This is a genomic window from Skermanella sp., assembly GCF_059503625.1.
On record NZ_JCACHA010000673.1, the window covers coordinates 1 to 12,807 of the forward strand.

Annotated in this window: 14 protein-coding genes; 8 read left to right on the top strand and 6 right to left on the bottom strand. The window is 63.6% G+C overall.

Annotation, left to right across the window (positions count from 1 at the left end):
- The 3 genes from AC5JJ6_RS21515 to AC5JJ6_RS21525 all read left to right on the top strand — a co-directional run.
- Positions 1 to 392, top strand: a 392-nt coding sequence (locus AC5JJ6_RS21515) for a substrate binding domain-containing protein (RefSeq protein ID WP_496044023.1), incomplete at its 5' end; no start/stop codon positions are given.
- Positions 393 to 488: 96 nt separating this feature from the next.
- A complete protein-coding gene (locus AC5JJ6_RS21520; protein ID WP_496044024.1) occupies positions 489 to 1,664 on the top strand; it encodes a glycoside hydrolase family 183 protein in 1,176 nt (391 codons plus the stop codon).
- Between the two features lie 320 nt (positions 1,665 to 1,984).
- A complete protein-coding gene (locus AC5JJ6_RS21525) occupies positions 1,985 to 2,671 on the top strand; it encodes a type IIL restriction-modification enzyme MmeI (protein ID WP_496044025.1) in 687 nt (228 codons plus the stop codon).
- On the opposite strand, the gene AC5JJ6_RS21530 is transcribed toward AC5JJ6_RS21525, so the two are convergent.
- Both AC5JJ6_RS21530 and AC5JJ6_RS21535 read right to left on the bottom strand, forming a co-directional pair.
- On the bottom strand, positions 2,656 to 3,321 hold the full coding sequence (locus AC5JJ6_RS21530) for a response regulator (RefSeq protein WP_186818083.1): 666 nt from the start codon (positions 3,319 to 3,321) through the stop codon (positions 2,656 to 2,658). The two genes, AC5JJ6_RS21525 and AC5JJ6_RS21530, sit on opposite strands and share 16 nt — an antisense overlap.
- A 182-nt stretch (positions 3,322 to 3,503) precedes the next feature.
- Positions 3,504 to 5,279: a methanol/ethanol family PQQ-dependent dehydrogenase gene (locus AC5JJ6_RS21535; protein WP_496044026.1), complete on the bottom strand. Its 1,776-nt coding sequence runs from the start codon at positions 5,277 to 5,279 to the stop codon at positions 3,504 to 3,506.
- A 63-nt stretch (positions 5,280 to 5,342) separates the two neighbouring features.
- On the opposite strand from AC5JJ6_RS21535, the gene AC5JJ6_RS21540 reads away from it, so the two are divergent.
- Positions 5,343 to 5,567 (top strand): hypothetical protein, encoded by a 225-nt coding sequence (locus AC5JJ6_RS21540; RefSeq protein ID WP_496044027.1) that lies wholly within the window; start codon positions 5,343 to 5,345, stop codon positions 5,565 to 5,567.
- On the opposite strand, the gene AC5JJ6_RS21545 is transcribed toward AC5JJ6_RS21540, so the two are convergent.
- From AC5JJ6_RS21545 to pedF, 4 genes are read right to left on the bottom strand one after another with little or no spacing between them, the layout of a single operon-like run.
- Positions 5,560 to 6,489, bottom strand: a complete 930-nt coding sequence (locus tag AC5JJ6_RS21545) for a quinoprotein relay system zinc metallohydrolase 1 (RefSeq protein ID WP_496044028.1) — start codon at positions 6,487 to 6,489, stop codon at positions 5,560 to 5,562. The genes AC5JJ6_RS21540 and AC5JJ6_RS21545 overlap by 8 nt on opposite strands.
- Positions 6,486 to 7,280, bottom strand: coding sequence for a quinoprotein dehydrogenase-associated SoxYZ-like carrier (locus AC5JJ6_RS21550; protein ID WP_496044029.1), 795 nt, complete (start codon positions 7,278 to 7,280; stop codon positions 6,486 to 6,488). Before AC5JJ6_RS21550 ends, AC5JJ6_RS21545 begins: the two co-directional genes overlap by 4 nt.
- 28 nt (positions 7,281 to 7,308) lie before the next feature.
- Positions 7,309 to 8,157, bottom strand: a complete 849-nt coding sequence (locus AC5JJ6_RS21555; protein WP_496044030.1) for a substrate-binding periplasmic protein — start codon at positions 8,155 to 8,157, stop codon at positions 7,309 to 7,311.
- Positions 8,154 to 8,600 carry a cytochrome c-550 PedF gene (pedF, locus tag AC5JJ6_RS21560; protein ID WP_496044031.1) on the bottom strand — a complete coding sequence of 149 codons (447 nt, stop codon included), beginning with the start codon at positions 8,598 to 8,600 and terminating at the stop codon, positions 8,154 to 8,156. The genes AC5JJ6_RS21555 and pedF overlap by 4 nt, the downstream gene beginning before the upstream one ends.
- Before the next feature lie 266 nt (positions 8,601 to 8,866).
- Between pedF and AC5JJ6_RS21565 the strand changes: the two genes are divergently transcribed.
- From AC5JJ6_RS21565 to AC5JJ6_RS21580, 4 genes are all read left to right on the top strand, one after another.
- The gene (locus AC5JJ6_RS21565; RefSeq protein WP_496044032.1) at positions 8,867 to 9,832 is read left to right on the top strand and encodes a YVTN family beta-propeller repeat protein; all 966 of its coding nucleotides are present in this window, start codon (positions 8,867 to 8,869) and stop codon (positions 9,830 to 9,832) included.
- Between the two features lie 72 nt (positions 9,833 to 9,904).
- The gene (locus AC5JJ6_RS21570; RefSeq protein WP_496044033.1) at positions 9,905 to 10,642 is read left to right on the top strand and encodes an ABC transporter ATP-binding protein; all 738 of its coding nucleotides are present in this window, start codon (positions 9,905 to 9,907) and stop codon (positions 10,640 to 10,642) included.
- Positions 10,639 to 11,445 (top strand): ABC transporter permease, encoded by an 807-nt coding sequence (locus AC5JJ6_RS21575; protein WP_496044034.1) that lies wholly within the window; start codon positions 10,639 to 10,641, stop codon positions 11,443 to 11,445. Before AC5JJ6_RS21570 ends, AC5JJ6_RS21575 begins: the two co-directional genes overlap by 4 nt.
- A 150-nt stretch (positions 11,446 to 11,595) precedes the next feature.
- Positions 11,596 to 12,702, top strand: coding sequence for a ParA family protein (locus AC5JJ6_RS21580; protein ID WP_496044035.1), 1,107 nt, complete (start codon positions 11,596 to 11,598; stop codon positions 12,700 to 12,702).
- Positions 12,703 to 12,807: the final 105 nt, after the last annotated feature.

The window sequence follows — 12,807 nt, forward strand, 5'->3', positions numbered from 1 at the left end:
CCAAGGTCCCCACGGACCTCTGCAGCCATAACTGCCTGCTCTACGTCTATGCCCCCACCCCGCTCGACTGGGTGCTGGTCGGTCCAGACGGCGGTGAAGTCTCAGTGCGCGTCAGCGGGACCATGACCGCGAACAACGGCCATGCCCTGATGGCGGCAGCCATAGCCGGTCAGGGCATCGTCCGGCAGCCTACCTTCATCGTCGGCGATGCCCTGCGTACGGGCGAACTGGTTGAGGTGCTGCCGGAATACGCGATGCATGGGCCGACCGCCTATGCCGTCTATCCGCACGCCCGCAACCTATCGCCCAAGGTGCGCAGCTTCGTCGATTTCCTGGCCGATTACTTCAAGGGCACGCCATCCTGGGACGCCGGGCTGCCGACGACCGGTTGAGACGAATTTGAAGGGCAATAGCCACTTAGTCTCAAGTTAACAGCTTGATAACCAAACCGGTCTTCTCTGGGATCATCTCACCAGCGGAGACGTCCGATGCTCAAGCGACTGGCCCGGATCTGCGGAACAGCAGCACTCCTTCTCGCCGACTCACCGTCCTCCTTCGCCGGCGCCCTGACACTGACGATACCGCCGGGAGCGGAACCGGAGGTCGTCTTCGACCATGCACGGGACGCCTGCGAGAAGTTCGACGTGCCCGACGTGCCTGCGCGCGCATTCCGGACGGCCGACGGTTCGATCCGCCTCATCTCCAGCCATTGGACCAACCGGGCTATGGCCGGCGCCACCCTGGACAGCCTGCATCATCCCTGCGACATCGTCTTCGAGGGAAGCGGCAACGACGACCCCAGCGCCTTCGACGACCGGGGCTGGATCGTCAGCACCTATACGCTGGACGGCAAGACCGTCCATGCCCTCGTCCACAACGAGTTCCACGGCCATAAGCGCCCTGCACTGTGCCCCTCCGGCCAATATATGGACTGCTGGTACAATACGATCACCTACGCCGTCTCGATCGACGGAGGCCGCAGTTTCAAGGCTCCTCCTGGACCGGAGCGCTTCGTCGCCGGCGTCCCCTACCGCTACGATCCGACACGCGGCAAGCGCAGCGGACTGTTCAACCCGTCCAACATCGTCAGGCGCGGCGACTATTTCTATACGATGATGACGGCGGCACCGCAGGGCGGCCAGCGCGCCGGCGTCTGCCTGATGCGGACCGACCGCCTTGACGATCCGGCACGCTGGCGCGGCTGGGACGGCCGGGATTTCACCGTTGGGTTCGTCGATCCCTACCGCGCTCCGCAGGCAGCCGCGGACAGGGCCGCCACCTGTACGCCAGTACCCGGCCTGACCCGCCTGATGGCGAGCCTGAGCCTCCATCGCCCCTCCGGTCTCTATATCGGCCTGTTCACCCATCGCGGAAAGACTGGTCCCGGAACCGATCCGGTCGATGGCGTCTATTATGCGACCAGTCCCGACCTGATCTCCTGGACGGCACCGAGCCTGCTGTTCCCGACCCCGACCACCCTGGACAAGGGCTGCGATACGCTGCCGGTGGTCTATCCGTCCCTGATCGATCCGGACAGCCCGTCCCGGAACTTCGAGGATACCGATGACGAGGCCTACATCTATATGACGCGGATCACCATGGAAGGCTGCAAGACCGGTTGGACACGCAATCTAGTTCGGTTGAAGGTGCGTATCTCTCCCTGACTTGACCATCCAAACGGAGTCGCAGCCAGCCGAGCATGGAGGCCGGCAGCACAAAACAGGACCATAAAAACAAATGAAGAACTTTCGTGAATACGCGGATACTTACTTCAACCAATGATACAGTGCTCTATTTTGATTTTAAATGTGCTGTAAGCACCCGAACAGGATTCTTGGAATAGAATACTAACTAAACAAACAATACTGTCGCACCTATGTTCATAAAATTGCCTTCGTGTGAATACGAACGTATTTTGCGGTGAATCATCACCGTGGGTTTTCTCATGAATCTTGCGTCTGCGAGGACCATCAATCCGTCCGATATGTTTATCGAACGCTGGAGAGACTCCGGCGCGGCGGAACGCGCGAACTGCCAACCTTTTCTGCTGGAACTCTGCGATCTCATCGGCGTCGCACGCCCCGATCCGACCCGCAACGACGATCGGCTCAACCTGTATGTCTTCGAACGCACCGTGATCTATCCGCGTGCCTATGGTGCGGTCAGCACCGGCCGCATCGATCTCTACAAGCGCGGATGCTTCGTCCTGGAAGCCAAGCAGGGATGCGACCACCCGCCCGCCGCCGCTCCGTCCACGACGCGGACGAGGAGGGGCATGGCCGTGCGGGGCGGAGCGCATTGGGAACGGACGATGCGGGAAGCGTGCATCCAGGCGCAGACTTATGCCCGTGCCCTGCCCCCTTGGGAAGGTTGGCCGCCTTTCCTGATCGTAGTCGATGTCGGCCACTCGATCGAACTGTTCGCCGACTTCAGCCTGAGCGGTACGCGCTACAATCCTTTTCCCGATGCCTCGAGCAGCAGGATCCTGCTCGAAGATCTCGCACGGGCCGAGATCCGCGCGCGGCTTGCCAAGGTCTGGACGACGCCGCTCGACCTCGATCCGGAGCGGGCGCCCGGCAGCGAAGTCTCCCCGCTCCCCAGGCTTGCCGCCAGACAGCGTGCCAAGCGGGCGACCGCTCTCGAAGCCGGCAGCTGTCAGCGCGCGCTCTGAAAACTGTCGAAGTGGAGACGCGAGGCGAAGACGACCGCCTGGGTGCGGCTGTAGACCTTCAGCTTCTGGAGGATTGCGGAAACATGCGCCTTGACCGTCGTTTCGGCAATGTTGAGTTCGAACGCGATTTCCTTGTTCAACTTGCCGGTGCCGAGCATTTCCAGCACGCGAAGCTGCTGGGCGGTCAGCGTCGCGATGCGGCGCGCGATCTCGGCGTCCTCGTCGCGGCTGTCGGCCCCGGTTGCCGCGTCGTCCTTCGCCATGTTGGGCGGGATATAGACGTTGCCGGCGATGACGCTGCGCAACGCCTCGGCGATGCCTTCGCGCGGGGTGGATTTGGGGATGAAGCCGATGGCGCCGTAATCCAATGCCTGATGGACCAGCTTGGCGTCCTCGTGGGCGGATACGATGACGACGGGGAGTGCCGGAAACTGGGCGCGGAGACTCAGCAGCCCGCTGAAGCCGTTGACGCCGGGCATCGACAGGTCGAGCAGCGCCAGATCGAAATCGCCATGGCTGCGAATCGCAGCGATCGCCTCATCGAGGTTCGATGCTTCGACCGGATTGCTTCCCTCGACGGAAACCGCAAGCGCGGTCTTGAGGGCGTCCCTGAAGAGCGGATGATCATCCGCAATCAAAACCTTGCACATGGCGGTTATTTGCGCTCGTTGTAGCGGCGTTTCCCGGACGGGAGTGTGCGTCGGGTTCCGTTCCGATGCAAGATCGAACTCGTCACAACAGCAGGGTTCCGACAGCGAAACGGGGCCGGCGGTGACCGGCCCCGAGTTTTTCTGAAAGTTGCCGGGCAAGAAACGAACCCGGCCGCCAGCATTCAGGTCTTGGGCAGCTTGTAGGTCCAGAGCATGCCGCCCTGGTTGATGTCCTTGACCTTCTTGGCGACTTCGCCGCCCCACAGCGGGACGGCGCCGCCCCAGCCGGAAACGATCGACACATACTGCTCGCCGTCCATCTCCCAGGTGACGGGGGAGCCGACGATGCCGGAGCCGGTGTTGAACTTCCAAAGCTCGGCGCCCGTCTTGGCGTCGAAGGCCTTCAGGTAGCCTTCCGGGGTGCCGGTGAAGACGAGATTGCCGGCGGTGGTCAGCACGCCGCCCCAGAGCGGAGCGGGGTTCTTGTATTCCCACACGATCTTGCCGGTCTTCGGATCGATCGCGCGAAGGGCGCCGATATAGTCCTCGAACAGCGGCTTGATGGTGAAGCCGGCGCCGAGATAGGCCGCACCCTTCTTGTAGGTGATCGCCTCGTTCCAGATGTCCATGCCCCACTCGTTGGCCGGGACGTAGAACAGATCGGTGTCGGGGCTGTATGCCATCGGCATCCAGTTCTTGCCGCCGAGGAAGCTGGGAGCCGCGAAGATCGGCTTGCCCTGGCCGGCCGAGGCGCCGCCGCCATCCACCGGGTTGGGCGGACGCTTGTCCTCGTTGTAGATCGGCCGGCCTGTGTTCAGGTCGAAGCCCTTGGCCCAGGAGGTTTCGGTGACGAACGGGGTCGCGTTCAGCAGCTTGCCGTTGGTCCGGTCGATCACGAAGAAGAAGCCGTTGCGGTCGGCCTTGGCGCCCGCCTTGATGACCTTGCCGTCCTTCTTCAGGTCGAACGAGATGAACTCGTTGACGCCGTCGAAGTCCCAGCCGTCATGAGGCGTGGTCTGGAAGTGCCACTTGATCTCGCCGTTGTCCGGATTGATAGCCAGGGTCGAGGACGTGTAGAGGTTGTCGCCGGGACGCAGATGGCTGTTCCACGGGGCCGGGTTGCCGGTGCCGAAGAAGAGCGACTTGGTCTCCGGGTCGTAGGTGCCGCCCAGCCAGGTGGCGCCGCCGCCGGTCTGCCACAGATCGCCCGGCCACGAAGCGTTCTTCGTGCCCGTCATCGTGCTTTCCTTGCCGTTCAGCGTGCCCATGTTGCCTTCGACCGTCGGGCGGCTCCAGACAAGCTCGCCGGTCTCGGCATCGCGCGCCTCGACGGCGCCGACCACGCCGAACTCACCGCCGGAATTGCCGGTGATGATCTTGCCGTCGACGATCAGCGGGGCGGCGGTCATAGAGAAGCCGGCCTGATAATCGGCGACCTTCTTGTTCCAGACGACCTTGCCGGTGTCCTTGTTGAGCGCCACGAGGCGGGCGTCGAGCGTACCGAAATAAACCTTGTCGCCACGGATGGCGGCGCCCCGGTTCACCACGTCGCAGCACGGCATGATGCCTTCGGGAAGGCGGGCGTCGTATTGCCACTTCTTGTCGCCGGTCCGGGCATCGATCGCGAAAAGGCGGGAATAGGAGCCGGTCACGTAGATCGTGCCGTCATGGACGATGGGCTGGGATTCCTGGCCGCGCTGCTTTTCGCCGCCGAACGAGAACGCCCATACCGGCGCCAGCTTCTTGACCGTATCGGGGTTGATCGCCTTCAGCGTGCTGTGACGCTGGCCCTGGGTGCCCATGCCATAGGTCAGGATGTCGCCCGGAGTCTCGGCATCCTTCAGGATGTCCTGGTCGGTCGGGCCGCCGGCCGCCTGGGCGGCGCCACCCGGCGCTGCAACCGCTAACCCGCCCGCGACAGCGCCCATAACGGCGAGTTTCGCAAAAGTACGCTTCATTCAGCAGCCTCCCTCAAGATCTGGCCAAGCGTGGCGCCGGTTCGCCGATGCTGGTTTTGTTTCATGCTCGCCGTCGAAGAGCCGGCAGGCCCCGCGGTTGATTTGGCAATGCCAAATCCTCCCGAACGGGCCGCCTGTTTTTCCTTAACGAAGGCGAGCTTAACTCCGCCATCAAATCAAGCAATTGGCAAAAAGTACAATGCTTCGGCGGAGGTTTTCTTAGACAACACAAGAACTCCCGCCGGCCCATCGCCGCAGGATTACTGGGATATTCGTTTCATCAGTTAATTTTTATCAAGACAGACTGTTCTATTTTTGGATATAGGTGGGCAACCGATCGGATGAATTCCTCCTGGACGACAGCAAGCGACGAAAAGCGTGCAGGTATGCCGAGCGCCATGACCTCCGTCATGTCCAGACCGCCCTCCGCTGCCCGGCTCAGCGTCGCCGTCAGCCAGTCCAGGTAGTCGCGGGTCTGAGATATGGCGGAACCGCCGGAACGGATGGTGCCGTGGTTGGGAACCAGGACCGCCACGTCCAGGGCGGCCAGCCCATCCAGCGACTCCAGCCAGCGCGGAATGTCGGCATGCGGCGTGGTCGGCGCCCGGTCGGAAAACACCAGCCCACCGGCGAACAGCACACGCGTCGTCTCGTCGTAGATCGCAAGGTCCGCCTGGGTATGGCCGGACAGGGAGATCAGCCGCAGCCGGTGGCCACCATACACTTGCGTCGCCGGGAGCACCGCTTCGGTGGGGACCACGGCATCCGTGCCGCGCATCCAGTCGCCGACCAGCCGGTACATGTTTTCCGTCACGGCGCGTCCTTCGGTGCGGATGCCGTCGATCGTGCCCGGCAGCGCCGCGATCGGGACATCGGCGAAAGCCTGCGATCCCAGGAAGTAGTCGGGATGCTGGTTGCTGACGAAGACTTTCAGGATGGGCTTGCCGGTCACCTTCGCGATGGCGGCCCTCATCTCCTCGCCATAGCGGCGGGACGGCCCGGTCTGGATCACGATCACGCCCTCATCCGTCACGATGAAGCCGGTATTCAGGATGTTGCCGCCGTTCTCCAGGGTGAAGTGCTCGACGGCACCCTCGAAGACATAGGTGTCCGGCGCAATCCGGCGCGGTTCCAGGCGATATGTCGGACCGGCGGCCCATCCGGGCAGAGCCCAGGCGACGCAGAGCACGAAAGCGAGGATAAGCCTCATGGCAGGGCGCTCTGCCGCCAGGGCAAGGGGACCTCGGCCAGGATGGGCGTGCCGTTGTTGTCCCTCCCGGTCAGACGGAGCGACCTGGACTCGGCCGAGGGAGAAACCTCCAGCGTGAATATGGGATTTTCCGAAACGGGCTCGAACAGGTCGATCCGCCCAAGGTCGCGCGCGTCGCCGTCCCGGACCATCAGGCTTTCCAGATAGAAGGCGGGAATGCCCGGCGCCAGCCCGGTATCCATCGGATGCCGGACGCGGAACCGGACCCGAACGCCGCCATCGGCGCCCGGCGCCCAGGCCCGCGCCTGGACCTCGCCCAGGTGGCGCTCCCACTGGGGATCACCGTGGGCCAGGGCCGGAGATGTGCAGCCGCCGCCCGCCGCGTCGACGAAGACCCCGCCGACATGCCAGACGCCGTCGACGGTGCGGGCGGCGGCGCGGATCGGCGTCGCCTGCTGAAGCTTGAGCCGCAGGCCGATCACCGGCTTGGCGCTGGCCGGGCGATAGTTCAGGATTCGTGGGATCGGGTTCATGTCGGCGAAGACGACGATCTCCTCGACCTTGCTCTCAGCGTCCAGGGACGACGCGTCCACCATTACCGGCACGTTCAGCGCGTCCTCGGCACTGGCGGGAGCCGTGACCCGGACGCGCTGGTCGAACACCACGGCGCCACCGCCCAGGATCACCGCCCGCATATCGTCCCACATCACGGACCTGAGCGGGTCCGGATCCGCAACGGCCGGTGCGGCCGATAGGGCCATGACAAGCGCCAAGCCGGCAATCCTGATCACACGAAGCCTCCCCTGAAAGTGACTCTTCTTATTCTACCGGAGCGCTGTGGGTCAGCCCGTGCCGGTCGTATATCGCTTTTATGGTACCACCATCCAGCAACTCGGTCACGATGTCGCCGATCCGGTACGCCAGATCGTGGCCGTCCTGCTTGACCGCCATGCCGATCCGCCATTCCGACGGGTTGAGGTTCGGGGCCGCCATCCTGCCGATCGGGAACTTGGCCTTGTCAGGCCCCAGCGCTCCTTCCAATTGGCTGAGCGGCGCGAAGACCGCCGCGACCGAACCCGCCCGCAACCCGTCCACTGCCTGCTCGACCGTGCCGTAATGCACGATATTCGCTTGCAACCGCCCGCCGAAGGCGCCGGACAGGAAGAAGTCGGGCACGGTATCCAGTTCCACCCCGACCTTTTCGGTCTGGAACACCGGGAATCCGGCGGTGTCGGAAATCCGGGAGGGATCGCGGGCGACGGCGAAAGTCTCCCGCTGATAGGCCCCGAAGATCACGACAAGGTCGTTGCGCTGGGCAAAGTCGCGGTTGACCGGCACATGCATCATGACATCAGCCACGCCGCCGCCAAGGATGGAGCCCTTCCAGACGGCATTCCGGAGGTCGTCGTCCATGTTCTCGTCGGCCGTCAGCTCCATGAACTCGACGCCCAGGCCCATCTTTTCGCCGATCGCCTTGGCGAGATCGACGTCGGCGCCCTCAAGAGTGCCGCCGACGCGGTGCGAGAACGGCGGGAAGTCGCGGTAGACCGCGAAGCGCACGACGCCGCGCTCCATAACGGTGTCCAGCGATACGGCGAACCCCGGAAGCGTGGCCGCCACGATCAGGACGGCGGCCAGAAGCAAGCGATGGAGCGTACCTCTACTCATTGCTCGGCAACGGTCTCAAGCCATGCGCGAATGGTCCACAGGGCTTCCTGCCCCAGCGCTTCGTCGAACTTGGGCATATAGGTGATGCCGTTGCGGATGGCGCCGTTGCGCACCCGCTCCTTGAACCACTCGTCGCCGCCGTCGCCCGGCTCCAGGAAGCGCAGGTCGGGGGCAATGCCGCCGGACACGGCGCCAAGGCCGTGGCAGCGGGCGCAGTTCTGGTTGAAGGCGGATTTGCCGATCTCGATCGCGCGCTCGTTGCCCCGGTAGGGATTGCTCTCCTTCCAGTCCTTGCCCAGCGGCTCCAGGCCGGTGGTATCGACCGCCTGGGGGGTCACGTCGCCATGAGCGAAGGCAGGGACCGGAAAAACGCCGGAAGATATAGCGGCAATCCCGCCGACGATGAGGGCGGCGGCGGAAAGTCGGATAAACCGGACGTTCATGGGCGGGTTCCTTTTGCAAACAGCGTTGATCGCTTCTTTGCGCCGGATGATACGCAGACGCCGCGTTTACTCTAATTGGACTATGGTAGCAGCCAGCCAGAGGAAAATTCGTTCAAGCAACAGAAAACAAAGGAAATTTTCACGAAATGCCGGGTCCGGCGCAGCATGGTTCCAAAGTCTAATGCGTCACGGAAGACCATCGCCGATACCTTGTGACCCTCAAGGCGAAACATTCCGACGATCCAATTCAGGGGAGAAACACCGATATGGTAAAGCGGATGCTGCCGGCAGCAATCGTCCTTCTGGCGCTGACGGCTCCGGCGGCGGCCCAGACCGTGTTCGTCTCCAACGAGAAGGACAACTCGCTGAGCGTCATCGACGCCCAGACGCTCAAGGTCACGAAGACCATCAAGGTCGGAAAACGCCCGCGCGGCATCACCCTGAACGCCGACGGTTCTCTGCTCTATATCTGCGCCAGCGACGACGATACGGTCCAGGTGATGGACACGGCGACGGGCAAGATCCTCAACAACCTTCCTTCCGGCGAGGACCCCGAGCAGTTCGCCCTGCACCCGGACGGCAGTCACCTGTTCATCGCCAACGAGGACAGCAACGTCGTGACCGTGGTCGATGTCCCGGCCCGCAAGGTCGCCTATCAGATCGACGTCGGCGTGGAGCCGGAAGGCATGGCCGTCAGTCCCGACGGCACCTGGGCGGTCAACACGTCCGAAACCACCAACATGGTCCACTGGATCGACACCGACAAACGGGTGCTGGTCGACAATACCCTGGTGGACAGCCGTCCGCGTCACGCCGAGTTCGATAAGACGGGCAAGAAGCTCTGGGTTTCGGCTGAGATCGGCGGCACCGTTTCGGTCATCGACACGGCCACCCACAAGGTCGAGCGCACGGTCCAGTTCAATATCAAGGGCATAGCCAAGGACAAGATCCAGCCGGTCGGCGTCAAGCTGAGCGACGACGGCCGCTACGCCTTCGTGGCGCTGGGTCCCGCCAACCACGTGGCTGTAGTCAATGCTCAGACTTTCGAGGTCGAGAAGTACCTGCTGGTCGGTCGCCGGGTCTGGCATCTGGAGTTCACGCCGGACCAGAAGCGCCTGTTCACGTCCAACGGCGTCAGCAATGACGTATCGGTGATCGATATCGACACGATGACCGTGATAAAGTCGATCCCGGTCGGCCGTTATCCCTGGGGCATCGCCATAAAGGGATAAGCCGGCCGTTCGACGGAAAGGGCTCGCCAGACGGCCCCCCGGATATGATGCGGCGGGAAACGCAAGGGATAGATGACCGAATCGGCATTGGAAATCGACGGGCTCAGCTACGGTTACGGCCGTGGCTTCGCTATTGAGGACATCTCGTTCCGGATCGGCCAGGGGGAGTTCACGGCTCTGCTCGGCCCCAACGGGGCCGGCAAGACGACGCTGTTCTCGCTGATCACGCGGCTGTTCGAGGCTCCCCGCGGCAAGATCAGCGTCTGCGGGATCAACCTGCGGGAGCGCCCGACAAAGGCGCTTGCCCATATGGGCGTCGTGTTCCAGCAGCCGACGCTGGACCTGGACTTGACCGTCCGCCAGAACCTGCACTACTTCGCCTCCCTCCACGGCATCGGCCGGCGCGACGCCGCCGACCGCATCGACGAGGCGCTGGAACGGCTCGACATGGGCGAGCGCGACAAGGAGAAGGTCCGTCAGCTGAACGGCGGCCACCGCCGCCGGGTGGAGCTGGCCCGCGCGCTCCTTCACCGCCCCGACCTGCTGGTGCTGGACGAGCCGACCGTCGGCCTCGACGTCCCCGCCCGGCGCGGCATCGTCGAGCATGTCCATGACCTGTGCCGCACCCAGGGCATGGCGGTGCTGTGGGCGACCCACCTGATCGACGAGGTCTATCCCGACGACCGCGTGGTCGTGATCCACAAGGGCCGCATCCTGGCCGACGGCAGCGTGGCGGAGGTCAACCAGAACAACTCGTCCGCCAACCTGACGCAGACCTTCCACCGCCTGATCAATCAGGTGGCGGCATGAGCGCCCTTCACTACGGCCGTGCCCTGAACGGAATCGTGACGCGCGAAGTGCTGCGCTTCCTGCATCAGCGGGAGCGCTTCCTGGCGGCGCTGGTGCGCCCCTTGGTCTGGCTGCTGGTGTTCGCGGCGGGCTTCCGGGCGGCGCTCGGCGTATCGATCATCCCGCCCTACGAGACCTACATCACCTACGAGACCTACATCATTCCGGGTCTGGTCGGGATGATCCAGCTCTTCAACGGCATGCAAAGCTCGCTGTCGATGGTCTACGACCGCGAGATGGGCAGCATGAGAACGCTGCTGGTCAGTCCCCTGCCCCGCTGGTTCCTGCTGACGTCGAAGCTGCTGGCGGGGACCGCCGTATCGATCCTCCAGGTCTATGCGTTTCTGCTGATAGCGCTCGCCTTCGGGATCGACCTGCCGCCGATAGGGTTCCTGACGGTGCTGCCGGCCCTGGTCCTGAGCGGTCTGATGCTGGGAGCCGTCGGCATGCTGCTGTCGTCCACGATCCGGCAGTTGGAGAACTTCGCGGGCGTCATGAACTTCGTGATCTTCCCGACCTTCTTCCTGTCGTCGGCGCTCTATCCGCTGTGGAAGATGCAGGAATCAAGCGTCTTGCTGTTCCAGATCTGCTCGGTCAATCCGTTCACCCACGCAGTCGAACTGATTCGCTTCGCGCTTTATGCCGGAGTGAACTGGGAATCGCTGGGCTGGACCGCGCTGGCGCTGGCCGTGTTCCTGGGGGCTGCCGTCTACGGATACAATCCGGCGCGCGGTTTCATGCCCAGAAAGGCTCAAGCCGAGTGACGGTGCAACAATCGGTGACTTTATAGGTAAATCGTTCGGCTGGAGATTGCCCGATCCGCCAACAAGGTCTAAACCTTTGGCCGGCACCCTGCCAGCCGACCTTGTCGCCGACCCCCTTGTCTTGGACAGCTCTCTTCCGGACCCCAGTTGATGACTTCGAGCCCAAACGCTCCGACCCGTATCAGCCCGACGCACACGATCGCCATCTACAATCACAAGGGCGGCGTGGGCAAGACGACGGTATCGCTCAACCTGTCGGTGTGTCTGGCTGCGGCCGGATATCGCTGCCTTCTGGTCGATATCGATCCGCAGCAGAGCAGCACCACCGTCCTGTCGCGTACCGGCGCATCGCCCAACCTTGTGGACGTCATCCGCAAGCAGGCGGTGATCGAGGATGCGCTGCACGAAACGGTCGTCCAGAACCTGTGGATCATCCCGTCGACACGGGCACTGACTTTGCTGGAAACCGGCCTGGACGACCGCGTCCGGCCGAACCACGGCCTCAAGCGCTACCTGACCTTCTCGGAAGACCGCTTCGACTTCGTCGTGATCGACTGCCCTCCCGCGATGGGCCTGCTCTCGCTGAGCGCCCTGATCGCGGCCGACAGCGTGCTAATCCCGACGACATCGGGTGCCTTCTCGATCCAGGGCGTGCAGCGGACGGTCGAAACTGTCAACGCGCTGCGCGGCGGCCTCAGCCCCGGACTGGTGGTCAACGGCATCCTAATCTCGCTGTTCGAGGGAACGCGGCGCGACCAGCAGACGCTGAAGGACCTCAACAGCCAGTTCTCCGGGCTGACCTACCGCAACCGGATCCGGTTCGATCCGGAGATCCTGAAGGCGGAAGTCAAGCGGGCACCCTCCACGTTGTTCAACCGCGGCACCCATTCGACCCAGGACTACATCTTCCTGACCGCCGAACTGCTGGGCCGGATCCATCGCCAGCGCCGATTGCCCGACGCCGATTTTTCTTTCGACGCGGTGACGCAGACGATAACCGAAACGCTGGGAAAGCCGGAATTCACGTCCGTAACCGTCGATCCCGACGCTGATACCACCGGGATCGGAAACGCCAAGCCCGGTTCGGGCCTGGACGGCGATCCGGATGCGCCGGACCGCAAGCCGGCCGGCAACAAACGTCAGTTAGCGATGGCTGCGGTGATTTTCCTGGCCGGGATGCTGTGCGGCGGTTCGCTCGCCACCTGGCTTGGGCCGGCGGCGATCACGCTGTTTCAAACCGCCGCCAACGTCAACTGACGGCAGACGGTATCAGGGGCCTTATCAGGCCGCGGTGCGCGCGCCGTTGGCCGGATGAGGGTGGGCGACAGCATTGTCCTGGCCGAAGCGGGCGACGGCGCGCTT

What these genes read in the sequence shown, in the direction of transcription:
- AC5JJ6_RS21520 (WP_496044024.1), top strand. Translation starts at nt 489, where the DNA reads ATGCTCAAGCGACTGGCCCGGATCTGCGGAACAGCAGCACTCCTTCTC.
- AC5JJ6_RS21525 (WP_496044025.1), top strand. Translation starts at nt 1,985, where the DNA reads ATGTTTATCGAACGCTGGAGAGACTCCGGCGCGGCGGAACGCGCGAAC.
- AC5JJ6_RS21530 (WP_186818083.1), bottom strand. Translation starts at nt 3,321, where the DNA reads ATGTGCAAGGTTTTGATTGCGGATGATCATCCGCTCTTCAGGGACGCC.
- AC5JJ6_RS21535 (WP_496044026.1), bottom strand. Translation starts at nt 5,279, where the DNA reads ATGAAGCGTACTTTTGCGAAACTCGCCGTTATGGGCGCTGTCGCGGGC.
- AC5JJ6_RS21540 (WP_496044027.1), top strand. Translation starts at nt 5,343, where the DNA reads ATGCTCGCCGTCGAAGAGCCGGCAGGCCCCGCGGTTGATTTGGCAATG.
- AC5JJ6_RS21545 (WP_496044028.1), bottom strand. Translation starts at nt 6,489, where the DNA reads ATGAGGCTTATCCTCGCTTTCGTGCTCTGCGTCGCCTGGGCTCTGCCC.
- AC5JJ6_RS21555 (WP_496044030.1), bottom strand. Translation starts at nt 8,157, where the DNA reads ATGAGTAGAGGTACGCTCCATCGCTTGCTTCTGGCCGCCGTCCTGATC.
- pedF (WP_496044031.1), bottom strand. Translation starts at nt 8,600, where the DNA reads ATGAACGTCCGGTTTATCCGACTTTCCGCCGCCGCCCTCATCGTCGGC.
- AC5JJ6_RS21565 (WP_496044032.1), top strand. Translation starts at nt 8,867, where the DNA reads ATGGTAAAGCGGATGCTGCCGGCAGCAATCGTCCTTCTGGCGCTGACG.
- AC5JJ6_RS21570 (WP_496044033.1), top strand. Translation starts at nt 9,905, where the DNA reads ATGACCGAATCGGCATTGGAAATCGACGGGCTCAGCTACGGTTACGGC.
- AC5JJ6_RS21575 (WP_496044034.1), top strand. Translation starts at nt 10,639, where the DNA reads ATGAGCGCCCTTCACTACGGCCGTGCCCTGAACGGAATCGTGACGCGC.
- AC5JJ6_RS21580 (WP_496044035.1), top strand. Translation starts at nt 11,596, where the DNA reads ATGACTTCGAGCCCAAACGCTCCGACCCGTATCAGCCCGACGCACACG.